This window comes from Nocardia sp. NPDC005825 (assembly GCF_040630175.1).
GTDB lineage: Bacteria > Actinomycetota > Actinomycetes > Mycobacteriales > Mycobacteriaceae > Nocardia.
In genome coordinates this window covers 222,544-245,355 of record NZ_JBEXXC010000004.1, presented here as the reverse complement: position 1 = coordinate 245,355, position 22,812 = coordinate 222,544, and the positions used below count along the sequence as shown (strand labels likewise).

The 22,812-nt window shown below is 68.8% G+C and carries 13 protein-coding genes; 7 read left to right on the top strand and 6 right to left on the bottom strand.

The window, feature by feature from the left end; genetic code table 11:
* Positions 1–208: 208 nt before the first annotated feature.
* The 4 genes from ABZ382_RS13385 to ABZ382_RS13370 all read left to right on the top strand — a co-directional run bounded on the left by ABZ382_RS13385 (position 209) and on the right by ABZ382_RS13370 (position 8,943).
* Positions 209–1,420, top strand: coding sequence for an acetyl-CoA C-acetyltransferase (locus ABZ382_RS13385; RefSeq protein ID WP_357087887.1), 1,212 nt, complete (start codon positions 209–211; stop codon positions 1,418–1,420).
* A 37-nt stretch (positions 1,421–1,457) separates the two neighbouring features.
* Positions 1,458–3,611: a 3-hydroxyacyl-CoA dehydrogenase NAD-binding domain-containing protein gene (locus ABZ382_RS13380; RefSeq protein WP_357087885.1), complete on the top strand. Its 2,154-nt coding sequence runs from the start codon at positions 1,458–1,460 to the stop codon at positions 3,609–3,611.
* Between the two features lie 208 nt (positions 3,612–3,819).
* Positions 3,820–7,401 (top strand): protein kinase, encoded by a 3,582-nt coding sequence (locus tag ABZ382_RS13375; RefSeq protein ID WP_357087883.1) that lies wholly within the window; start codon positions 3,820–3,822, stop codon positions 7,399–7,401.
* A gap of 36 nt (positions 7,402–7,437) precedes the next feature.
* Positions 7,438–8,943, top strand: a complete 1,506-nt coding sequence (locus ABZ382_RS13370; protein ID WP_357087880.1) for an alpha/beta hydrolase-fold protein — start codon at positions 7,438–7,440, stop codon at positions 8,941–8,943.
* A 47-nt stretch (positions 8,944–8,990) separates the two neighbouring features.
* Here the strand turns inward: ABZ382_RS13370 and ABZ382_RS13365 are convergent, their stop codons facing one another.
* Positions 8,991–10,307, bottom strand: coding sequence for a class I SAM-dependent methyltransferase (locus tag ABZ382_RS13365; protein ID WP_357087878.1), 1,317 nt, complete (start codon positions 10,305–10,307; stop codon positions 8,991–8,993).
* Positions 10,304–11,734 (bottom strand): FAD-binding oxidoreductase, encoded by a 1,431-nt coding sequence (locus tag ABZ382_RS13360; RefSeq protein ID WP_357088746.1) that lies wholly within the window; start codon positions 11,732–11,734, stop codon positions 10,304–10,306. The genes ABZ382_RS13365 and ABZ382_RS13360 overlap by 4 nt, the downstream gene beginning before the upstream one ends.
* Before the next feature lie 344 nt (positions 11,735–12,078).
* Between ABZ382_RS13360 and ABZ382_RS13355 the strand changes: the two genes are divergently transcribed.
* Positions 12,079–12,963, top strand: a complete 885-nt coding sequence (locus tag ABZ382_RS13355; RefSeq protein ID WP_357087875.1) for a cupin-like domain-containing protein — start codon at positions 12,079–12,081, stop codon at positions 12,961–12,963.
* A 4-nt stretch (positions 12,964–12,967) separates the two neighbouring features.
* Here ABZ382_RS13355 and ABZ382_RS13350 read toward each other — a convergent pair whose 3' ends face one another.
* Complete coding sequence (locus tag ABZ382_RS13350) at positions 12,968–18,793, bottom strand: pentapeptide repeat-containing protein (protein ID WP_357087873.1); 5,826 nt, start codon at positions 18,791–18,793, stop codon at positions 12,968–12,970.
* A gap of 104 nt (positions 18,794–18,897) precedes the next feature.
* On the opposite strand from ABZ382_RS13350, the gene ABZ382_RS13345 reads away from it, so the two are divergent.
* Positions 18,898–20,136 carry an SLC13 family permease gene (locus ABZ382_RS13345; protein WP_357087871.1) on the top strand — a complete coding sequence of 413 codons (1,239 nt, stop codon included), beginning with the start codon at positions 18,898–18,900 and terminating at the stop codon, positions 20,134–20,136.
* Here ABZ382_RS13345 and ABZ382_RS13340 read toward each other — a convergent pair.
* Positions 20,133–21,026, bottom strand: coding sequence for a hypothetical protein (locus tag ABZ382_RS13340; RefSeq protein ID WP_357087868.1), 894 nt, complete (start codon positions 21,024–21,026; stop codon positions 20,133–20,135). The genes ABZ382_RS13345 and ABZ382_RS13340 overlap by 4 nt on opposite strands.
* A 109-nt stretch (positions 21,027–21,135) precedes the next feature.
* Here ABZ382_RS13340 and ABZ382_RS13335 point away from each other — a divergent pair, with 109 nt between their 5' ends.
* Complete coding sequence (locus tag ABZ382_RS13335; RefSeq protein WP_357087866.1) at positions 21,136–21,570, top strand: SRPBCC family protein; 435 nt, start codon at positions 21,136–21,138, stop codon at positions 21,568–21,570.
* Here ABZ382_RS13335 and ABZ382_RS13330 read toward each other — a convergent pair.
* Positions 21,567–21,920, bottom strand: a complete 354-nt coding sequence (locus tag ABZ382_RS13330) for a VOC family protein (RefSeq protein ID WP_357087864.1) — start codon at positions 21,918–21,920, stop codon at positions 21,567–21,569. The genes ABZ382_RS13335 and ABZ382_RS13330 overlap by 4 nt on opposite strands.
* 14 nt (positions 21,921–21,934) lie before the next feature.
* Positions 21,935–22,744 carry a MerR family transcriptional regulator gene (locus ABZ382_RS13325; protein ID WP_357087862.1) on the bottom strand — a complete coding sequence of 270 codons (810 nt, stop codon included), beginning with the start codon at positions 22,742–22,744 and terminating at the stop codon, positions 21,935–21,937.
* Positions 22,745–22,812 lie beyond the last annotated feature (68 nt).

Below are 22,812 nucleotides of genomic sequence, written 5' to 3'. Positions count from 1 at the left end.
TACTATGATCGGGTGGCCGTGAGTATCGGTTTCGCGAGGTTCTAAGGTATGCCCAGGCGTACGGGTTACCGGAGCGTCAACAAACCGGCTCGGGACGTTGTTTGTACAGCGTCAAAGGCGATCGGTCGTGGGGCCGGTCGGCGAGGTATGGCTACGGCACGGCCCGCACAACGCGGTGACGGCGCACCCAAGAGAGGAAAACTCCGATATGACCACAGAGGCCTACATTTACGAGGCCATCCGCACCCCGCGCGGCAAGAACCGTGGGGGGTCGCTGCACTCGGTCAAGCCGATCGACCTGACCACCGGTCTGGTCCAGGAGCTGCGGAAGCGCTTCCCGAACCTGGACGAGGCTCGCATCTCGGACATCATCCTGGGTGTTGTCTCGCCGGTCGGTGACCAGGGCGCGGACATCGCCCGTACCACCGTGCTGACCGCGGGCCTGCCCGACACCGTCGGCGGCTTCCAGATCAACCGCTTCTGCGCCTCGGGCCTCGAGGCCGTCAACCTGGCCGCCCAGAAGGTGCGCTCGGGCTTCGACGACCTGGTCATCGCCGGTGGCGTCGAGTCCATGTCCCGCGTGCCGATGGGCTCCGACGGCGGCGCCATGTTCATGGACCCGAAGACCAGCTACGACAGCTACATTGTCCCGCAGGGCATTTCGGCCGACCTGATCGCCACCATCGAGGGCTTCACCCGCGATGACGTGGACGCCTACGCCGTGCGCTCGCAGGACCTGGCCGCCAACGCCTGGAAGAACGGCTACTTCGCCAACTCCGTCGTCCCGGTCAAGGACATGAACGGCCTGACCGTGCTGGACAACGACGAGCACATGCGTCCCGGCACCACCGCCGCCGACCTCGGCAAGCTGAACCCCGCCTTCGCCGGCATCGGCGAGATGGGCGGCTTCGACGCGGTGGCCATGCAGCGCTACACCTACGTCGAGTCGATCAACCACGTGCACCACGGTGGTAACTCCTCGGGCATCGTCGACGGCGCCGCCCTGGTGCTGGTCGGTTCCGAAGAGGCCGGCGCCGCGTCGGGCCTGACCCCGCGCGCCCGCATCGTGTCCACCGGCACCTCCGGCGCCGACGCCACCATCATGCTCACCGGTCCGACCCCGGCCGCCGAGAAGGCGCTGGCCAAGGCCGGTCTGAAGCGTGAGGACATCGACCTCTACGAGATCAACGAGGCCTTCGCCTCCGTCGTCCTGAAGTTCCAGAAGGACCTGCAGATCCCGGACGAGAAGCTGAACGTCAACGGCGGCGCGATCGCCATGGGCCACCCGCTGGGCGCGACCGGCGCGATGATCACGGGCACCGTGGTCGACGAGCTGCACCGTCGCAACGCCCGCTACGGCCTGATCACCCTGTGCATCGGCGGCGGCATGGGTGTCGCCACCATCATCGAGCGCGTCTGACGCCCACCGACTTTTCTCTAGGGAGACACGAAACACTATGACCGAGAACATGATCGGCTGGGAAAAGGACGCCGACGGCATCGTCGTGCTGACCATGGACGACCCCAACCAGGGCGCCAACACCATGAACCAGCTCTACAAGGACTCCATGAAGGCGACCGTCGATCGCCTCGAGGCCGAGAAGGACGACATCACCGGTGTCGTCATCACCTCCGCGAAGAAGACCTTCTTCGCCGGCGGCGACCTGAAGAACATGATGAAGACCACCCCCGCGGACGCGGCCTCCATCATGGAAGAGCTCACCACCATCAAGGCGGACCTGCGTCGCCTGGAGAAGCTGGGCAAGCCGGTCGTCTCCGCGATCAACGGCGCTGCCCTGGGCGGTGGCCTGGAGATCACCCTGGCCACCCACTACCGCATCGCCGCGGACGTGAAGGGCGTGCAGCTGGGCCTGCCCGAGGTCTCCCTCGGCCTGCTCCCGGCCGGTGGCGGCGTCACCCGCATCACCCGCATGCTCGGCATCGCGAACGGCCTGATGGGCGTCCTGCTGCAGGGCAACAAGTTCACCCCGGCCAAGGCCAAGGCCACCGGCCTGATCAACGAGGTCGTCGGCTCGATCGAGGAGCTGGTCCCGGCCGCCAAGGCGTGGATCAAGGCCAACCCGGACAAGGGCGTGCAGCCCTGGGACGTCAAGGGCCACAAGATCCCGGGCGGCACCCCGTCCAGCCCCGCGCTGGCCGCCAACCTCCCGGCCTTCCCGGCCAACCTGCGCAAGCAGCTCAAGGGCCAGAACATGCCGGCGCCGCAGGCCATCATGGCCGCCGCGGTCGAGGGCGCGCAGGTCGATTTCGACACCGCGTCGCTGATCGAGTCCCGCTACTTCGTGTCCCTGCTGACCGGCCCGGTCGCCAAGAACATGATCCAGGCGTTCTTCTTCGACCTGCAGCACATCAACAACGGCGGTTCGCGTCCGAAGGACGTGCCGAAGCGTGAGATCAAGAAGGTCGGCGTCATCGGCGCGGGCATGATGGGCGCGGGCATCGCGTACGTCACCGCCAAGGCCGGCATCGACGTCGTCCTCAAGGACGTCACCATCGAGGCCGCCAACAAGGGCAAGAACTACTCCGAGAAGCTCGAGGAGAAGGCCCTCTCGCGTGGCAAGACCACCGAGGAGAAGTCGAAGGTCCTGCTCGACCGCATCAAGCCGACCGCCGACCCGGCCGACTTCGCGGGCGTGGACTTCGTGATCGAGGCCGTGTTCGAGAACCCGGAGCTCAAGGCGAAGGTCTTCGGCGAGATCGAGGACATCGTGGACGCCGACGCGCTGCTCGGCTCCAACACCTCGACCCTGCCGATCACCCTGCTGGCCAACGGCGTGAAGCGGGCCGAGGACTTCATCGGCATCCACTTCTTCTCGCCGGTCGACAAGATGCCGCTGGTCGAGATCATCAAGGGTGAGAAGACCTCCGACGAGGCGCTGGCCCGGGTGTACGACTACACCCTCGCGATCCGCAAGACCCCGATCGTGGTGAACGACTCGCGCGGCTTCTACACCTCGCGCGTGATCGGCAAGTTCATCAACGAGGCCATCATGATGCTCGGTGAGGGCGTCGACCCGCAGACCATCGAGCAGGCCGGTCTGCAGGCGGGCTACCCGGCGGCGCCGCTGAAGCTGTCGGACGAGCTGAACTTCACCACCATGCAGAAGATCTACAAGGAGACCGCCGAGGCCCTCGTGGCCGCCGGTGGCGAGATCGACGCCGCCTCGGGCGCGACCGCGAAGATCCTGAACAAGATGGTGGACGAGTTCGACCGCAAGGGTAAGGCCGGCGGCGCGGGCTTCTACGACTACACCGATGGCAAGGCCACCGGTATCTGGTCGGAGCTGCGCTCCACCTTCGGCACCTCGACCGCCCTGCCCGAGGGCGTCACCCTGCAGGATCTCAAGGACCGCATGCTGTTCGCGGAGGCCATCGAGACCCAGAAGTGCTTCGACGAGAACGTGCTGACCTCGACCGCCGACGCCAACATCGGCTCGATCTTCGGCATCGGTTTCCCGGCCTGGACCGGTGGTACCCACCAGTTCATCGTCGGTTACCCGGGTGGACAGGAAGCCTTCGTGGCCCGCGCCGACGAGCTGGCCGCCAAGTTCGGCAGCCGCTTCGAGGTTCCGGCCTCGCTGCGCAAGTAGTAACCGTGCGCGAGCGCTGAACCACCGGCGCTCGAGCATGTGAAATACCCGGCCCGGGTCGCGAATACGCGGCCCGGGCCGCGTGTTGTACGGGTATGTGCACAGCGGTGGGCGCGAGACCGAAAGGGTCCACACGCCCGAGCGGTCCGCGCTACGTTGAATATGCGCGGGTGGACACGGTTACTCGTTCCAGGTCGAGGTGGTGGAGATGAACTCACAGGCGCGCCGGGACGGCCCGCGGCGTGAGCAGACGTCTCCCGAAAACTCCACGCAGGCATACGTTCCCGTGAACATCGACGACGAACTCGAGGCCATGGGCCTGTTCGACGCGGAGGAGATCGGCCGGGGCGGGTTCGGGGTGGTGTACCGCTGTAGCCAGCGCGCCCTGGACCGGGTGGTGGCGGTGAAGGTGCTCTCCGCGGAGATCGACGACGAGAGCCGGGAGCGGTTCCTGCGCGAGGAACACGCCATGGGCCGGTTGTCGGGGCATCCGAACATCGTGGACATCCTCCAGGTGGACGTGACGCCGACCGGACGGCCCTACATCGTGATGCCGTACGCGACCCGCGGTTCGCTGGAACAGGTGGTGCAGAACAACGGGCCGCTGTCCTGGGCGGATTCGCTGCGGGTCGGGGTGAAGCTGGCGGGGGCCATCGAGACCGCGCACCGCGCCGAGGTGCTGCACCGGGACGTGAAGCCCGCCAATGTGCTGTTGAGCCGGTACGGGGAACCGCAGCTCACCGACTTCGGAATCGCGCGCATCCCGGGCGGTTTCCGCACGTCCACGAGTTTGATCACCGGGTCGCCCGCGTTCACCGCGCCCGAGGTGCTCAAGGGTGACGAGCCGACCGTGCGCTCGGATGTGTACGGGCTCGGTTCCACCCTGTTCGCGCTGCTGACCGGGCACGCCGCCTTCGAGCGGCAGGCCGGGGAGAAGGTGGTGGCGCAGTTCCTGCGCATCACCAGTCAGCCGGTGCCGGACCTGCGGGAACTGGAGATCCCGGCGGATGTGGCCGCGGCCATCGAGGCGGCCATGTCGCCGGAGCCGCGGGATCGGCCGGCCAGCGCGGTGGAGTTCGGTGAGCTGCTGCGCGGCGTGCAGGGCGACCACGGTCAGGTGCCGGACGAGATGGCCTTGATCGACGGCGCGGAACTCGGTGTGGACGGCCACGATCCGTCGGCGCCGACCTCTTCGACCCGGCGCGGGCACACCGTGGTGACGGCCCCGCGGAACCGGTCGCTGACGCTGCGCCCGACCGGCAATCCGAGCGCGGTGTTCAGCACCGGCAATACGCTGCCGCCCACGGCCACAACGAAATTCCTGCCGCCGACCCCGGCGCGCGAACCGATCGCCCGGCCCCGGCTGCTGGAGCCGCTGCGGTCGGGCGGCCGACGCCGGCTGGCGGTGATCCACGGCCCGGCCGGATTCGGTAAGAGTACGCTGGCCGCGCAGTGGTGCGCCGAGCTCACCGATCGCGGGGTGCCGGTGGCCTGGATCGGCATCGACCGCGACGACGACAACGAGGTGTGGCTGCTGGCCCACATCATCGCGGCCATTCGCAAGGTGCGGCCGGAGATCGGCGCGGGGCTGGAGCAGCTGCTGGAGGAGCGGCCCGCCGAGGCGGTGCCGTACGCGGTGTCGGCGCTCATCGACGAGGTGCGGGCGGGCGGGACCCCGGTGGTCGTGGTGGTGGACGACTGGCATCGGATCACCGACGCCGGGGCGCAGCGGGTGATGGCATCGCTGCTCGACAATTGTTCGCACGAACTGCGTTTCGTCATCACCAGCCGGGAGCGGGCGGGGCTGCCGCTGAGCCGTCTGCAGGTGGCCGACGAGCTGATCGAGCTCGGATCCCCGCAGTTGCGGCTGACCGAGTCCGAGACCAGGGAAATCCTGGTCGACCGGCTGGGATTGGAGTTGAGCGACCGGCAGGTCGAGCAGATTCACGCCGCCACCGACGGCTGGCCGGCCGCGATCCAGCTGGCGGGGCTGTCGCTGCGCGCGGCGGATCACGATGTCGACCGGCTGATCGTCGGGCTGTCCGGCGACAACAAGGCGATCCGGGAGTACCTGGCCGAGAACGTGCTGGGCGCCATCGAACCGCGCATGCTCGAATTCCTCAGTGCCATAGCGATTCCCGAGCGGGTGAACGCCTCGCTGGCCGAGGCGCTGTCGGGTGCGAAGGACGCCGCGGATCTGCTCGACGAGGCCGAGCAGCGGGAGCTGTTCGTGCACCGGATTCCCGACGATCCGAGTTGGTACCGGATGCAGCCGATGGTGGCCGAGCATCTGCGGGCCCGGCTGGACCGGGCGCAGCCGGGGCAGGTGAAGAAGTTGCACGGCAAGGCGTCTCGCTGGTTCGCCGAACACAATCTGATCAAGCAGTCGGTGGATCACGCGCTGGCCGCGACCGATCTGAAGTACGCGCTGGACCTGGTCGAGAAGGGCGGCATGGATCTGATCGACAGTTCCCGGCTGGCCACCCTGTTCGGCACGGTGTCGAAACTTCCGGTCCAGCAGGTGACTTCGCGGTCCAAGCTGTTGATGGCGCTGGCCCGCGCGAATGTGAATCTGCAGCAGTCCGGGGCGGCGCGGACCGCGCTGGGCCGGCTGTCGAACATGCTGGCGCGCAGCGGCACCGACGATGCCGAGGCGGTGACGCAGCGTTGTCAGGCGGCGGTGCTGGCGGCGGCCGACCAGGTGTCGCGGGACCGCACCGAGGGCGTGCTCGACAAGATCACCGAATGTCTGAAGCTGGCCGACGATCTCCCGGCGTGGACGGTGTCCACGGCCGCGAATCTGGCCTCGTTCGTGCGGCTGTGCGGCTTCGACTTCGAGGGCGCGCGCAGCATGCAGGACTGGGCCGCCCCGTTCCACGCCCGGTCGGCCGACCCGCTGGGCGAGGTGTTCGGCCTGTGCGCGCGGGGTGACGCCGCCTACGAGCAGCTCGATATCGCCACCGCCACAGGGTGTTTCGAACAGGCCTGGCAGACCGCCCGCGATCGCGCCGGGTCCCGGTCGGACGCGGTGCGGGTGGCGGCGGCGTTGCTGGGCGAGGTGGCCTACCGTCGCGGCGATCTGGACAGCGCCGAGCGGCTGCTGGATCAGAGCCACGAATTGACCACCCGCGTCGGCCCGGTCGACTTCCTGGTCACCATCTTCGTGAGCGGCGCGCGCGTGAAGGCGGTGCGCGGCGACCTGGAGACGGCGGCGGCCCGTCTGGACGAGGGGGCGCGGATCGCCGCCGACCGCAAGCTCACCCGGCTGGCCGCGCAGGTCCGGGCCGAGCGCCTGCGCCTGGGTCTGCCCGCCGACTCGCTGAGCGCGGGCCTGGTCACCGATCCGATGGCGCGCACGTCTCGGCATGCCACCGGCGCGGCGGTGCTGACCGCCGAGGCCGAGGAGATCGCCACCATCCGGGCGCTGCTGGCCCGCCACTATCGCGGCGACGACCGCGCGACCGACGACCTGGCCCCGCTCGGCACCGACGACACCGTGGTGAAGCGGGCCCGCGTCCTGCACGCGCGGATCCAGGAACAGCATCGGCCCCGGGCCGAACTCGATTCGGCGCTGCTGCTGGCCGAGTGCCTGTCCACGGCGGGCTGGCTCGGGGAGTCGATCGCGACGCTCACGCCGGTGGTGCTGCGGTGCGCCGAGCTGGGCTGGTCGCGCCCGCTGCTGGATGCCGGGCCGGGCGTGCTCACCATCCTGCGGACCATGCGGCACGAGATGCCGCTGGACGCGGACGGTGGGGAGGCGCCGCGTCGCTTCCTGGATTCGCTGCTGTAGGTCGGGTCGCAGGGAATTCACAGCGTTTCTCGAGGAATGGCGGACACAATCGCCGTCGTGTTCTCGCCGCATGCGCCAACGCAGTCACCGCCGCTCGGGCCGCCGCCCGCGCCGCACCCGCCCGCCGCCCGCAACGGCTACGGGGGCTTCCACCACGGGGTTTCGCTACTGCACGGGTGGGTGCCGCAGGTGGTGGCGTTCGTGGCGGTGCTGCTGCTGGTGATCGCGTTCGCGCGGGCGACGCGGCGCTGGTGGGTGCTGTGGATGCCGGTGTGCGCGGTGGGCGGCGTCGCGGCGGCGTGGGCGGCCTGGGATTTCGTGGACGATCAGGGGCTGGCCTCGGATCCGGCCCCGGTCTTGTTGTGGGCGTCGGTCGGATTGACCGCCGCCGGACTGGTGGCCGCGGTCGTCGGACTGCGGACCGGCGGCTGGTGGCAGCGGATCGCGGCGGTGCTGGCCGTCCCGGCGGCGCTGCTGTACACGGGCGTGGTGCTCAACCAGTGGGTCGGCTACTACCCGACGGTGCAGGCGGCGTGGGACGCGCTCAACGCGGATCCGCTACCGCACCAGGTGGATCTGGACGAGCTGGCCGAATTGCGCAATACCGATGTGGGGACCGGGCGCATCGTGGAGGTGGATATTCCGGAGGCGGGCAGCGACTTCCGGCATCGGCGCGAATACGTGTACCTGCCGCCCGCCTGGTTCGCAGGTGACAAACCGCCCGCCCTGCCCGCCGTAATGATGATCGGTGGCGAGTTCAACACCCCGGCCGACTGGGTGCGCAGCGGCCAGATCATGCCCGCCGTGGACGCTTTCGCGGCCAAGAACAACGGGCAGACGCCGGTGCTGGTGTTCGTCGATTCCGGCGGCAGCTTCAACAACGACACCGAATGCGTGAACGGTCCGCGCGGCAACGCGGCCGACCATCTCACCAAGGACGTGCCCGGCTACGTGGAGTCGGAGTTCGGCGTCGCCAAGGATCCGGCGCAGTGGGCGGTGGTGGGCTGGTCCATGGGCGGCACCTGCGCGGTCGACCTGGCCGTCATGCATCCGGACCTGTTCGGCACCTTCGTCGACATCGCCGGCGACCTGGGCCCGACCGCGGGCTCCAAGGAGCAGACCATCAAACGCCTCTACGGCGGGAACGCCGATGCCTGGGCGCAATTCGATCCGCTGACGGTCATGGAGAAGCACGGTCCCTACACGGGGGTGGTCGGCTTGTTCGACGACCTGACCGCGCCCAAGCGCACCAACAACCCGGGCGCGAACGGCGCTCCCAACGGACAGCCGCGGAACCTCCCCGGCATGCCCAAGGTGAGCGAGGAGCAGATCGGCAAGGGCGGCCGTGACGGCGTCCAGGACGCCAACGAGGAAGGCGCGGCCGAGCAGCTCTGCGACGCGGGCCGCAAGGTCGGCATCGACTGCACCGTGCACACGACGGTCGGCGGTCACACCTGGCAGTTCGCCGCCTCGGCCTTCACCTCGTCATTCCCTTGGCTGACAGCCCGTTTGGGTATTCCGGTACCCGGCCTGTCGTCGTGACAGGGACGGGACGTGCGGCACGGCCGCACGCCCCGCCCCCATGAGAGTTATGCCTTCCACCAGGGGCGGAGGGGTGCCGTCCAGGTCTGGTCCGCGGCGAGTTTGACGCCCAGGATCTGGTGCAGCTGCACCACATTGCGTTCGAATCCGAGCTGGCAGCCCGCCATGTACAGGCCCCACACCTTGGCGGTGCCCTCGCCGACCTCGGCGACCGCGTCGTCCCAGTTCTTCACCAGGTTGTCGCACCATTCGGCGAGGGTGAGGGCGTAGTGCTTGCGCAGGTTCTCCTCGTGCAGCACCTCGAGGCCCACGTTCTGGATCTCGGAGATGATGCGCCCGGAGCCCGCGAGTTCGCCGTCGGGGAAGACATAGCGGTCGATGAAGTCGCCCGCCTTGGTGATGCGGGTGTTGTCGGGCCGGGTGATGGAGTGGTTGAGGAACAGACCGCCGACCTTCAGCTTGGACTTGATGTAGTCGAAGTAGGCCGGATAGTTGTGCACGCCGATGTGTTCGGTGAGGCCGATGGAGGACACCGCGTCGAAGTTGCCTTCGTGCACGTCGCGGTAGTCGGAGTGCCGCACCTCGGCGAGGTCGGACAGGCCTTCCTCGGCGATCTTGGCCTGCGCCCATTCGGCCTGTTCGGCGGACAGGGTCGCGCCGATGACGTGGACGCCGTGCTTGGCGGCGTAGCGCACCATGCCGCCCCAGCCGCAGCCGATATCGAGCAGCCGGTCGCCGGGCTTCAGGTTCAGCTTGTCGAAGACCAGGCGGTACTTGTTCTCCTGCGCCTGTTCCAGCGTCCAGGCGGGGTCCTCGTAGGCGGCGCAGGTGTAGGTCATGGACGGGCCCAGCACGTATTCGTAGAACGTGTTGGAGACGTCGTAGTGGTGGTGGATGGCCTCGGCGTCACGAGTCTTGCTGTGCCGCAGTCCCTCCAGCGCGATGCGCCGCCAGCGCGGCATGGCCTCCTGCGGCGGCGGGGGCACGGGCTTGAGCAGTTCCCAGCCCAGCGAGCGCGCGATGACCACCAGTTGCAGCGCGGTGGGGCGGCGGAACTTCATGCCCGCCATGGCCTTCAACAGTTCGTACGGATCGCCGGGTTCGACGCCGTGGGCGAGCAGGTCGCCGGCGATGTAGGCGCGCGCCATGCCGAGATCGCCTGGCGCGGTGGCGATGTAGTTGACGCCGCGGGGCGTGAGGATCTCGAGGCCGAATTCGGAGTCCTCGGGTCCGGCGGTGCTGCCGTCGTAACAGGTCAGGTGGATGGGCACCGGGCCGTCGAGCAGGGTCGCGAAGATCTCGGCAATGCTCAGTTTGGTTCCGAGCTCGGCGAATACGTCGGAACGGTCCTTGTACGTGGTCACTTGCGTTGCACCGCCTTCGAGTACAGATCCAGTAGACGAGAATCCGGGTCGTAGCGCTTCTTGAGAGAGGAGTAGGCACCGCCGCCGTAATAGAGGCCGGCGAATTCATCCTGGTCGTAGTAGGAGTCCGAATACAGCGATTTGTGACCGTCCAGTTCGGACACCTTGCGTTCGATGGCGCGATTGGCCACGCCTTCGGGCTGTCCCGGGACGGTCGGCACGGCCGACCAGAAGCCGACGTTCACATAGGTCCGCTCGGGTTCCAGCGGGTAGAGCGGCCAGGGCCGTTCGCCGTCGGTGTCGCGCAATCGCAACGGGCACAGCCAGATCGGCTCGATCGGAATCTCGCGCAGGAACCATTCCACGAAGTCCGCGGTGTGCTCGAGCGGCACCTCGATGTCCTGCACGACCCGCTCGCGGGGCGGATTCCCGTGGCGCGCCTCGATCTTGTCGCCGATGGCGTACTTGTGGTCGAGGGCGATGAGTTTCCAGTAGAAGCTGGAGCGCCGGTACCGCTGCGGCCAGAAGCGCCGGATCCGCGGGTTCTGCGCGCCGAAGGCCCGCGAGCACCAGAACCAGTCGGTGTCCCAGCGCCAGAGGTAGTCGTGGATGGTCAGCCGGTCGCGTGTGGGCCGCGGGGAGTCGTGCTGGATGGACCGGTAGTAGATGTCCATGCCGGTGTAGTCGCTGACCGGGCCGGGTTCGCCGGTCTGGCGGCCCAGGATCAGGTAGCTCTCCTCGGCGGTGAAGACCACGCCGTCGAGGTAGTCGACCGGTTCGCCGTCCCAGGCGCGGTCGGCGATGATCCGCGCCATGGCGGCCTCGAGCTCGCGCAGCTGATGGAAGCGGACATGCCGTACCTCGACAAAAGGGTCGACGGCTTCCAGCTGGATTTTCAACCGCGTCGAATAGCCCAGCGTTCCATACGAATTGGGGAAGCCGCGATACAGCTCGGCGTGCTCCCCGTCGCGGGTCGCGGTGATGATCTCGCCCGCCCCGGTGAGCACGTCCATCTCCAGCACGGATTCGTGCGGTAGCCCGTTGCGGAACGAGGTGGATTCGATGCCGAGCCCGGTGACCGCGCCGCCGAGGGTGATGGTCTTGAGCTGCGGCACCACCAGCGGGGCCAGTCCGTAGGGCAGCGTGGTGGCGACCAGGTCCTCGTAGGTGGTCATCCCGGCCACGTCGGCCGTGCGGGCTTCCGGGTCGACCGCGATGACCTGCGTCAATCCGGACACGTCTAGTCCGGGTGCGGTGCTGCGGGCGCGGGCGCGGAAGAGATTGGACGTCTTCTTGGCCAGCCGGACATTGGCATCCGGCGGTATGGCGCGGTAGGAGGCCAGGAGGCGATCGACCCCAGCCTGATGCGCGGCGAAACCTGATTCCTGTGCGGCCGGTGCGCGGCCGGCCTTACCCAACAGACTCAATGCCACCCTCGAAAACCTAGCGTGCACCGACCGGTACGGCCAGCAGGTAAGCACCGGCGGGGCGGGTTTTCACACATAGTTTCCATGCGTTCCGGCAGGCGTGACCTGCCCTGTAGTCAGGGTATTCCCAACTTGCCCGTGATGATTCTTACTTTAGCTAACGTTTGGCTTACGGCGTTGCGTGCCAGCGGGTTTCGCTGTCACGTGACGGAAAATTCTACAGCCGGAGCCGCTGTAAATTTTGAAACGACAACATTTCTGAGGGCCTTGACACGCGTATTCGGCCCCAACTAGCGTCTGCCTACGCGTATGAGCGCGTCGGCTTGCGGGTGAGGGATAGCGGTATGACATGGAATAGCGTGGATCGGGTCAGTTCCCTGGATCGCGACAAGTTCTACAGCGAATATGTCTCCAAGGGCAAGCCGGTTGTGCTACAGAATCAGACCGCCGAATGGCGGGCCCGCAATTGGACGCCGGACTTCTTCCGAAACCTCGACTGTCAGGTCGAACTCGGGGTCAAGAAGGGCAATGTCGCCGACGGCGAACGCACCAAGATGACCCTCGCCGGCTACATCGACCTGCTCGAACAGGACGCCGCCCGGATCGAGGCGGGCGAGCCCAGCCAGAACCCCGGCTATCTGCACGACGTGCCCCTGTTCCGCGCCTTCCCGGAACTGATCGCGGACACCGACCCCTTCCCGATGCACCTGATGCCGGAGTGGTACGGCGATCGCTGGCACGAATACACCCAGCATTTCATCGGACCGGCGGGAAGCGTCACGCCGCTGCATTTCGACACCCTGCTGACCCACAATCTCTTCTTCCACCTGTACGGCCGCAAGCAGTTCATCCTCATGCCCGCCGAACAGAAGGACCTGTGCTATCTGCGCAGCTGGCGCTGGGCCAATTACGATCCCGCGGCTCCCGACTTCGAGAAGTTCCCGCAGGCCGCGAACATCACCCCGGTCACCGTCGTCCTGGAGCCCGGCGATGTGCTGTACATGCCGCCCGGCACCATGCACCACGTCACCAACCTGACCATGACGATCGCGTTCAATATCGACTGGCACACCGCGCAGAGCGCCCGTCGCGGCATCACCAGCGTGCTGCGGGGCGCGCCGATGATGAACGGCTACTACAACACCCTCATGTATCTGGGTCTGGGCCTCGGCGTCCCGGAGAAGACGATCTACCAGTACTACAAGTCGTACCTGACCTACGTCAGCTGACCGCTCACAGCGGGTCGTCGAGCTCCACCTGCCGGATCTGCGGCAGGTAGGGGTCCAATTCGCCGGCCTCGAAACGGCACATGCCGATCACGTGCCAGAACTGGCCGGCGGTCAGCCCTTCGGTCTTGTAGCGGCCGTCCGGGGTGAACGCCGCCCAGCCCTCGGGCAGCCCGAGCAGGGTGGCGCGCGGCTCCGGCGCCGCCTCGGACAGTGACCACAGCATGATCGAGCCGTCATTGCCGCCGCTGGCCAGCAGTCGCCCGGAGGGGTCGAAGGCCAAGGAGCGCACCCGGTTCCGATGCCCGTGCAGGGTGTGCAGGTGCGCGCCCGTGCTGATGTCCCACAGCTGGATGACCAGGTCGTCACCCGCCGTGGCGAGGGTGCCGGTGCCGGGGTCCACCGCCACACACCACAGTCGCCCGCGGTGCAGGTTCAGCCGGTGCAGCGGGGGACCGCCCGCCAGGCTCCAGATGCGCACCGTGCCGTCCCAGGAGATCCCGGCCACCCGGTCGCCGTGGAAGACCACCCCGTAGACGCGGTGCCCGCCCGCCCCGCTCGGCACCGGATCGGACAGCGTGCCGAGCAGGTCCCCGGATTCCACGTCCCAGAGCCGGATCTGGCCGTCGTCGCAGCCGGTGGCCATGGTCGCGCCCGCGGTGTCGAAGGCGATCGAGCGCACCCGGCCCCGATGCTCGGCGCAGATCGCGTGCTCGCCACCGGTTTCCCGGGTCCAGAGGGTGACCGTGTCGTCGTCGTTGGCGGTGGCGATGAAGCGGGCGGTCGGGTCGTAGGCGATGGCCCACACCGGCGCGGAGTCGACGGTGATCTCGCGTTCGGCCTCGCCGGTGCCGATATCGGTCACCCGCAGCCGCCCGGCATTGCCGACCGTCACCAGCTGGGTGGCCCGGGCCGGGCTGAACACCCCCGATTCCACCGTGATCAGCCCGTCCGCGCTGCCCTGCAGCCGGCGGGTGAGCCGCCCGGTGGCGGCGTCCCAGAGCCGGACGCTGCCGTCGTTGCCGAAACCGGCGAGCAAGGCGCCGTCCGCGCTGAAGGACACCGCGCGCACGTGCCGTCCGTGCCCGTTGAGGGTGTGCAGGCGTTCGCCGGTGGCGGGATCCCAGACCCGCAGCGCGAACTGGTCGTCGGCGATGGCGAGCTGGGTGCCGTCGGGCCGGAAAGCGAACGGCCAGATCGATCCGGTGTGCCCGGTCAGCTTGTGCAGCGGCGCGCCGGTGCGGCCGTCACGCACGTAGACCGCGCCCGCGGTGTCGCCGGAGGCCAGCATGTCACCGGCCGGATCGAAGCCGAGCCAGTGGATGCGGGCGTTGCCGTGCTCGGTGCGGTGATGCCGCTGCGTGCCGGTGCCGGTGTCCCACAGCCGGATTCCGCCCGCGAGATCGCCGCTGGCCAGGATGGGTTCGGTCGGATGGAAGGCGATCGTGTAGACGATGTGCTCGTGCCCGGACAGGTCGTGGACCAGGGTTCCGGTGGCCGGATCCCACAGTCCGAGTACGCCGTCCGCGCCTCCGGCGGCCAGCAGTGTGCCCATCGGATCCCAGCAGACGCGGCGGACCGGTCCCGGCGCGGCCCGGAAGCCACACAGCTCGGCCCCGGTGCCCAGGTGCCAGATCCGCACGGTCCCATCGTGATAGGCGGCGGCGAGCCGGTCGCGGTGGAACGCGAGGCTGTAGATGCGTTGCGGGCGGCCGTCCGGCGGCGGGAGTTCGTGCAGCATTTCGCCGTCGGGGAGTCGCCGGACGCGGAGCGTCCCGGCCGCGTCGCCGGTGGCGAGCAGGGTTCCGGCGGTATCGGTTTCCAGTGGCCAGGGCCAATTCTCGTGTCCGGTCAGGACCGCCTTGATCGCGCCGCTGGCGGCGTCCCAGATCCGCACGGTTCCGTCGGCCGAGCCGGTGACCAGCACCTGTTCGGTATAGGCGAGGGCGAAGGTGCGGTCGCGGTGCCCGTGCAGGGTGCGCAGGGTGCGCCCGGTGTCCGCACCGTAGACGACCACGCTGCCGGAGTCGCAGCCCACGGCGATGGTGCCGCCGTCCGGGCTGTAGGCGAGCGGCCGCGGCAGTCGTCCGCTCTGCGCGTCCACGCCGTGCTTGACGCCGATGGCGGCGGGGGCGAACTCGGTCAGCGGCGGGGTGCCGGGCACGCGGCCGGACCCGGCCAGATCGGTCCCGGCGGGACGGCCGATCACGTCGAGCAGCGCGGCCCGGGTCCAGCGGCTGCCCTCGCCGCGCACGCCGGTGAGGTCGGTGCGGGCCAGGCGGGCCCCGGTCAGGTCGGCGCGTCCCAGATCGGCGCGCACCAGCGAGGCCTGATCCAGGTGCGCCCGGTGCAGGCGGGCCCCGCGCAGGTCGGCGTTCTGGAGATTGGCGCTGGTCAGCTGGACTTCGGTCATATCCGCTCCGCGGAGGTCGGTGCCGACCAGGGAGGCCTGGTCGAGTTGCGCGCCCACCAGTCGGACGCCGCGCAGGACCGCCTGGTCCAGCACCGCGCCGGTGAGCCGGGTGGCGGTCATGTTCGCGCCGGTGAAATCGAGTTGCCGCAGATTGCGGAAGGACAGGTCCTCGCGCGACAGGTCGAGGCCGCGCAGGTCCTTGTCGGGGCCGATGCGCAGCCGGGCCGCGACGCGGGCGGCATTGGTGCGGGTGATCTCGTGTTGGTCCGGATCGTCCTGGATGCGTTCGACCCAGGCCTGTAGTAGCTCGACTTCGGCCAGATCGCAGAGGAATTCGACGGCGAGGGGTTCCAGCTGGGCCTGCGCCGGCGGCGCGGGTTCGGCGACCCCCGCACCCAGCTGGGTGGCGATGGCCTTGGCCACCAGCCAGTCCCGCACCGAGGAGTGGATGAAGCCGAAGCGGTTGTCGTCGGTGCGCACGATGAGGCTGCGGGAGCCGAGGGCGTGCACGAACTGCGCCACATTGAGCCGGCTTGCGTCGATCTCCTGCGCGGCGGCCTGCGCGACCTCGGTCAGCTCGGTGAGATCCAGGTAGGGCCGCCCGTTCTCCCACACCCGCAGCGCGAAATACGTGACGGCGAGCCACAGTTCGGTGAGGCCCAGGGTGGGCTGGGAGCTGGCGCGTTCGGGGGAGCGCTCGATCTCGTAGGTGAGCCAGCTGGTCAGGATCTCCTCGTAGAGCCGGGTGGGGCCGATGATGCGGCGGGCCCCGGCCGCGGTGCGCAGCCGCTGTTCGTCGAGGTCGGCGATGAAGCTCAGCATGCGTGGATTGCAGGCGAGTTTCAGCAGGCCGGGAATGCCGCGCAGCAGCCGCATGCGGGCGTCGGCCGAGGGGCCGCTCGGGCCGTACCGGTTGACCAGGAAGGCGTGCACCTGCTCGTCGGTGAAGTTCTCCACGCTCAGGATGTAGCGGTCCGGGTGCGGGTCCTCGCGGGTGTCGAGGGCCGCCGCGATCTGGTCGTAGGACTTGAAATGCTGTGTGCGCCCGGCCACCACGACCTTGGCCCGGCCCACCGCGGCCTGCAACAGCGTGGCCATGTGCTCGGCGGCGCTGTCGTAGTTGAGGCGGGTGAGCAGTTCGTCGAAGCCGTCGAACAGCAGCACCACCCGGCCCTGTTCCAGCATGTACCGCAGGGCGCGCAGGTCGATGCGGGATTCGCCGTTGTTGGCCAGGTGCGCGGCCAGCAGGGTGTCCAGGGAGCTGGTGCGATCCAGTTCGCGGAGCTCGATGTGGATGGGCACCAGGCCGGTGGTGGTCTCGGCGATCCGGCGGGTCAGCTCGCGCAGCGCGAAGGTCTTGCCGAGCCCGAAATCGCCGAGCAGCAGCACGAATCGGCCGTCCGCGGCGGTCACCAGGTTCATGAGTTCGGCGACCAGATCGTTCTGCACCTCGCGGCCGCGCGGGGCCAGCATGCGGAAGCGCTGCGGCACATACAGTTCCGGCGGATAGGCCGGGTCGTCGCGCAGTCGGGCCGACTGTTTGCGCAGGTAGTCGCCGAGCTCGACCATGCCCTGGAAGTCGGTGAAGCTGCGGATCCGCACGCCCTCGGCGGCCGCCCGGTCGGAGAGTTCGCGGCTCGGGGCGGGACCCAGGTAGATGAGCTGGGAGCCCGGTCGCGGTTCGGGGCCGAGGAAGGCGTCGAGGACCTGGCCGGTCACCTCGCCCACGTGCGCGCCGATGATGAGCTGTTCGATGACCGGCTCGGAATTCACGGTGACCAGCAGGTAGTGCGGGTCGGCGGTGATGCGGCGGATCCGTGCGCCCGGATAGCGCACCTCGCACACCTCGGCGACCTGCTCCAGCAGCATGTCGTGCGGGCGGGCGGTCTCGCTCGCCCGCAGTTCCGGGCGGTGGGGCGGGGGCGGGGGAGCGGGCAGTTCCCGGGTGGCCCGGCGCTCCAGTGCCACAACGGCATTCGTCCAGGTGAGGGCCTGCGGGACCGGAGTCTCCAGCGGTTCGTCGTAGCGGTAACGGGTGAGTCCGGCATCGGTGATGTGGACCAGTTCGGCCTGACCCGGTGCGGGGGCGGCCAGCACGGGCAGCGTGCCGCCCGGGTGCGCGAGTGAGCGTCCCGCCCGGCCGGGGCCGCGCAGCAGCAGGTTCAGGCGCGGGCCCAGGCGGCGGAAGGCGCGTTCGGCGTCGCGCAGCACGCCCGCGTCGTAGGGCGAGGTGTTCGGGCCGGGGGCCGGATCGTGGCGCAGCACGCCCAGCCGGAACCAGCCCTGCGCCTCCTGGGCGCGCAGCTGCTCGGCGAACCAGTCCTTCTGTTCGTCACCGAGGGCGCCGTAGTCGTCCTCGGGGCGGTGGGTGGCGGCCATGGTCGAGTTGAAACCCGCTACGACCAGGCGCAATCCGGGGATCGGGAACAGCGTCCAGGGCTGGCCGACATCGAAGACCAGATGGTCGAGGCCGCGGTAGAGGGTGTTGAACATCTGCTCGAACAGGCGCAGTTTCGCGAAGTAGGGCGCGCGGGGCAGGCGGTCGTTGGCCTCGCAGTCCAGGAAGTGGGCGCGGCAGGCCAGTTTCGAGATGTCGTGGTTGCCGGGGACCACGATCAGCCGGTCGGGCTCCAGTTTGAGCAGCACCCGCAGACCGGTGAGAAACGCGGTGGCCTTGCGGAATTCGGTCGGATGCGCGGATTCGGTGAGATCACCGCTGACCACGATCAGATCCGGCGGCGGGGCCTGCCGATCCACCAGTTCGGTGACCGCGCCCCAGATGTGGGACTGCAGACCCTCCGGATCGGTGGGGAGATCTGCCGACGCCCGCCCGAACCGCGGACCGCCGATATGCAGGATGGACAGCCCGGCATTGGTGCGGGCCGCGGCCATGTCCCCCGGGAACGCCGGTGGCGACAGCGGGCGGCGGCCCGGCGGCCTGGGTTCCGGTGCCGCGGACCACAAGTCGTCCGACCGCGGGTCCGCCCGCCGCCGCGGCGTCCACCGCTCCGACAGCATCCGCTCGACCCGGTCCAGCACCTCCCGCCGCATCTCGGCCTCGTCGGTCACTCCGAACAGGTCCAGGCAGGCGACTCCGGTCGGCAGCCATTCCAGCGAGCAGTCGCTGACCCGGATGGCCAGCAGCTTTCCCGGATCCGCGTCCAGCGCGGCCTGCCACTCCCGGTTCGCGTGCCGGGAGGACACGTAGTCGCGGGTCAGCACCGCGATCACCAGGTCCGCCTCGCGCACTCCCCGCTGGACGAACTCCCCGTAGTTCGCCGCCGGATCGAAGTCCCACGACGACACCAGGGTTCGGTACCGCCCCTCGGCATGTTCGAGCAGCCATCCCAGCCAGATGGCCCATCGTTCGTCGGCCGCCGAATAACTCGTGAAAAGTAACCGCCCACCCCATGCCGTCACACCGCCCAGTATCCCGCTCCCCAAACCAGCCCGCCGCCAATCGAATTGACCTCTTTCCGAATTCTCAGATCATGCGGTCCGCCTCGCCCTGCGAGAATTGACCGATGCTCGAAGAGGACTCCGGTTCACCGCCCGCCCGGGCGGGCTCGGCCGTGCGCCGGAGGCCCGGCGTCCTGGATTCCGTTCGGATCGGGTTGCTGCTGGCCGGACTGCTGTGCGTCGCGACCGGGCTGCTGCCGCGGGCCGAGGCGGCGGACAATATGCGGCGGATCGCGCCGCTGCTGTTGTTCCTGGGCAGCGTGATCGTGCTGGCGAATCTGGCGCGGCGGGCCAAGGTGTTCGATGTGATCGCCCACCGGCTGGCGATCATCGCGGGCGGGAACTATGCCGGGTTGTTCCTGCTGTGCGTGCTGTTCGCGTCGGTGACGACGACGGTGCTCAACCTGGACACGACCGCGGTGCTGCTGACGCCGGTGATGATCGCGCTGGCGGCGCCCGCGCGGATTCCGCCGCTGCCGCTGGCCATGACCACCCTGTGGCTGGCGAACACGGCGAGTCTGCTGCTGCCGGTGTCGAATCTGACCAATCTGCTGGCCGCGGATCGGGTGGCCTTGGACGCCACCGGGTTCGCGGCGCGCATGTGGCTGCCGCAGCTGCTGTCGATCGCCGTGACGATGGTGTGCCTGTGGTGGTGGTACTGGCGGCGGTCGCAGCGCGGGGCCGACCGGTATGTGGTGCCGGATCCGATCCGGCCCGCGGATCTGCGGGAACGGGTGCTGCTGTACGCGTCCGGGGGCGCGTGCGCGCTGTTCGTGCTGGCGATTCCGTTCGTGGGGGACCGGATCGGGATCGCGGCCACGGTGGCGGCGGCCCTCGCGGTGCTGGCCTTCGCGATCTGCGACCGGTCGGCGTTGCGGCCGTCGTTGTTACCGTGGCAGCTGCTGGTTTTCGTGGCGGGCCTGTTCCTGGTGGTGCCGACGCTGTCGCGCTACGGGCTCTCGACGCTGATGGAACACCTGATCGGGGAGGACACCAGCGGGCCGGGGGTGTTCCGGGCCGCCGGGGCGGGGGCCGCGCTGTCCAATATCGTGAACAATCTGCCCGCCTACACCGCGGGCGAGGCGGTCGTGCACGGCGGCCGGGATCAGTTGCTGGCCTTGCTGATCGGCACCAATGTGGGTCCGGTGGTGACGCCGTGGGCCTCGCTGGCCACCCTGCTCTGCCTGGAGTTCTGCCGCACCCACGAGGTGCGGGTCCCCATGCGCCGCTTCGTGCTGACCGGCCTGGTGCTGGCCGTGTCCGCGACCACCGCCGCGACCGCGGGCCTGCTGCTCACCGGCTAGAACGTATTGGACGGTCGCAGTGCGTATTCCACGATCTCGGTGACGTCGTCGTCGGTGTACACGGCGGGCAGCGGCAGCGCCAGTCGCTCCAGCAGCCGCCGCACCTGCGCGATGCTCGGTTCGGCGGGCGGCCGCAGCTCGCTGTCGCGGCCCAGCGGAACGTGGCGGGCCTGTTTGAAACTCAACGCCAGTTCGCGGGTGAGGTCGGAGTATTGGGTCTTGCCGCGTTCGAAGAGAAGCGCCGGGGTGTTCGAGCCGCGCTGATTGGTGATGACCACGCTGTCGGACATGTCCCAGCGGTAGGTCGACACCGCCGAGGACAGCGCCAGCTCGATGGTCAGCAGCTCGGACTGGGCCCGGTACCAGGAGCAGGCCACCACGGTGGCGAAGGACTGCTTGCGAATCCGGTCGGTGGTCCACGGCCGCCCGGTCGCGTCGCCGCCCGGCTGCAAGGAATTGCGATGCTGCGCCTCGACCTCGCACAGCTGCTCGTCGCCGGGGTCGAGGATCTCGACCCGCAGATTCAGCAGGTGCTGTTCGGCGCGCACCCGGCCCAGGAAGAACGGCAGGGTGGTGGCCCGCAGGTAGGTTCCGGTGCCGCCCTTGTAGATCCAGTTGTCGGTGTCGCGGCGGGCCAGCGCGTGCGCCTGATCCACCTCCGCGCCGTAGAGCAGGCGCACCGCCGCGGTCTCGCCGACCAGGCGGGCGATCCGGTTGCGGTCCCGCAGCAGCGTCACCGCGAGCAGGCTCAGCACCAGCAGGATGGCATTGCTCACCGGATCGAGCTTGGTGTTCTTGTCGATGAACTCGACGATCACGGCGGTGATCGCGATCACGATGGCGACCACCGCGTCGATATTGAGCCGGAGCCAGGTAGCGAGGCGTGTCATGGGCGGCGTCCTCCCCCGAGAGATGTCACCCAGGATAGGTGCCGCGTAGCATGACCGAGCGGTAACAGGGCAGAGTGCCGGTCAGCCCGCAATCACTAAGGAGCACATGGTGGGACAGGTCAGCGCCTCCAGTTCGATCGTCGTCGCGGCGGATCCGAAGCGCACCCTCGACGCGATCGCCGACTACGAAACGGTCCGGCCGAAGATCCTCTCCTCGCACTACCGCGACTACAAGGTGGTCGAGGGCGGCCAGGGCGCGGGCACCGTCGCGGAGTGGACGCTGCAGGCCACCGAGAAGCGGTCCCGCAATGTGCGCGCGGCCATCTCGGTCTCCGATTCCATGGTGACCGAACGGGATTCGAACTCCTCCATGGTCACCGCCTGGACCGTGACCCCCTCGGGCTCCGGCTCGCTGGTCACCGTGCGCACCACCTGGAAGGGTGCGGGCGGCATCGGCGGCATCTTCGAGGGCATCTTCGCGCCCCTCGGCCTGAAGAAGATCCAGGCCGAGGTGCTCGAGAACCTGAAGCGGGAACTGGCCTAGCGCTGATCCTGCGCGATATCGAAGAGGTTGCCCTCGGGGTCGGACAGCGTCGCCCATTTGACGCCGTACTCGTCGAAGTCGGCGAGATGCTTGGCCCCGAGCGCGACCGCCTTCGCGATCTCGGCCTGCTGGTCGGGTGAGTGCAGGTCCAGGTGCACCACGTTCTTGCCCGGGTTCTTGTCGGGCACCTTGATGAACATGAGCGTCGGCGTGGCGGCCGCGGTGTCGATGGTGGCGAAGAATTCGGTCGCGCCGTCGTCGACGGGACGCTCGAACAGCTGCGCGTAGAACCCCGCCAGTTCGGCGGCGTTGTCGCAGTCGAAGGTGATGTTCCCGAGGGACAGTGCCATGTGTTCTCTCCTTTTCAGAGCCGGCCGATCGGCCAGCAGACTTCGGTGCGGTAGTCGGCGGGTTCGGCGTCGCCGGGACCCACCAGGTAGAGCTCGCGCACGGGTTCGGCGAGCGCGGTGTCGTGTTCGGCCACGTGGCTGCCCAGCGCGCCGTAGGTGCGGTCGAATTCGGTGAACGGGCCCGCGTGCACCGCGATGGCGAAGCGGCGGGCGGGCAGGTCCAGGACCGTTCCGGGGGCGAAGCGGTCCCGATGCCGGGGGTCGATGGGCACGAAGGTGACCACCTCGCCGCGGTCGTGTTCGAAGAAGGCGGGCGCGTAGGTGGCGCCGCCCGGCCCGGCGGGCGCCAGATCGGCCGCGGCCAGGCTGCCGTAGAGCGTCCCGAAACTGTGGTCGCACCACTGGTCGCAGTCCTCGCGCGCCACCTCGGCGGACATGGCGATCACGGGATGGCTTGTGATGGAACGGTATTCGACGCTGATCCGGTCCGCCGGCAGCAGCAGCGCCTTGAGCGAGGCCACCACGTCGCGGGTGCGCACCAGCTCGGCCTCCATCCGCTCGAGATGCGCGCGGATCGCCGCGTCCCGCGCCGGCTGATCCGGGGCGGCCATCACCGCCTTGATCTCCGGCAGCGGCATGTTCAGCTCGCGCAGCCGCTTGATCAGGTGCGCCTGATCCACCTGGGCGGTCGAGTAGAAGCGGTAGCCCGAGCCGGGATCCACCGCGACCGGCTCCAGCAGCTCGATCTCGTGGTAGTACCGCAGCGTCTTGATGGTCAGGTAGGTGAGCCGGGAGAACTCACCGATCGGAACCGTTGCCGTCATGCTTTCAGCGAACACCCTCCAGCGAGGGGAGAGTCAAGCGAACCGTCGCGTGTCGGCGACTAGGCTGG

Coding starts and splice junctions, on each gene's coding strand:
- ABZ382_RS13385 (WP_357087887.1), top strand. CDS start 209: ATGACCACAGAGGCCTACATTTACGAGGCCATCCGCACCCCGCGCGGC.
- ABZ382_RS13380 (WP_357087885.1), top strand. CDS start 1,458: ATGACCGAGAACATGATCGGCTGGGAAAAGGACGCCGACGGCATCGTC.
- ABZ382_RS13375 (WP_357087883.1), top strand. CDS start 3,820: ATGAACTCACAGGCGCGCCGGGACGGCCCGCGGCGTGAGCAGACGTCT.
- ABZ382_RS13370 (WP_357087880.1), top strand. CDS start 7,438: ATGGCGGACACAATCGCCGTCGTGTTCTCGCCGCATGCGCCAACGCAG.
- ABZ382_RS13355 (WP_357087875.1), top strand. CDS start 12,079: ATGACATGGAATAGCGTGGATCGGGTCAGTTCCCTGGATCGCGACAAG.
- ABZ382_RS13345 (WP_357087871.1), top strand. CDS start 18,898: ATGCTCGAAGAGGACTCCGGTTCACCGCCCGCCCGGGCGGGCTCGGCC.
- ABZ382_RS13340 (WP_357087868.1), bottom strand. CDS start 21,026: ATGACACGCCTCGCTACCTGGCTCCGGCTCAATATCGACGCGGTGGTC.
- ABZ382_RS13330 (WP_357087864.1), bottom strand. CDS start 21,920: ATGGCACTGTCCCTCGGGAACATCACCTTCGACTGCGACAACGCCGCC.
- ABZ382_RS13325 (WP_357087862.1), bottom strand. CDS start 22,744: ATGACGGCAACGGTTCCGATCGGTGAGTTCTCCCGGCTCACCTACCTG.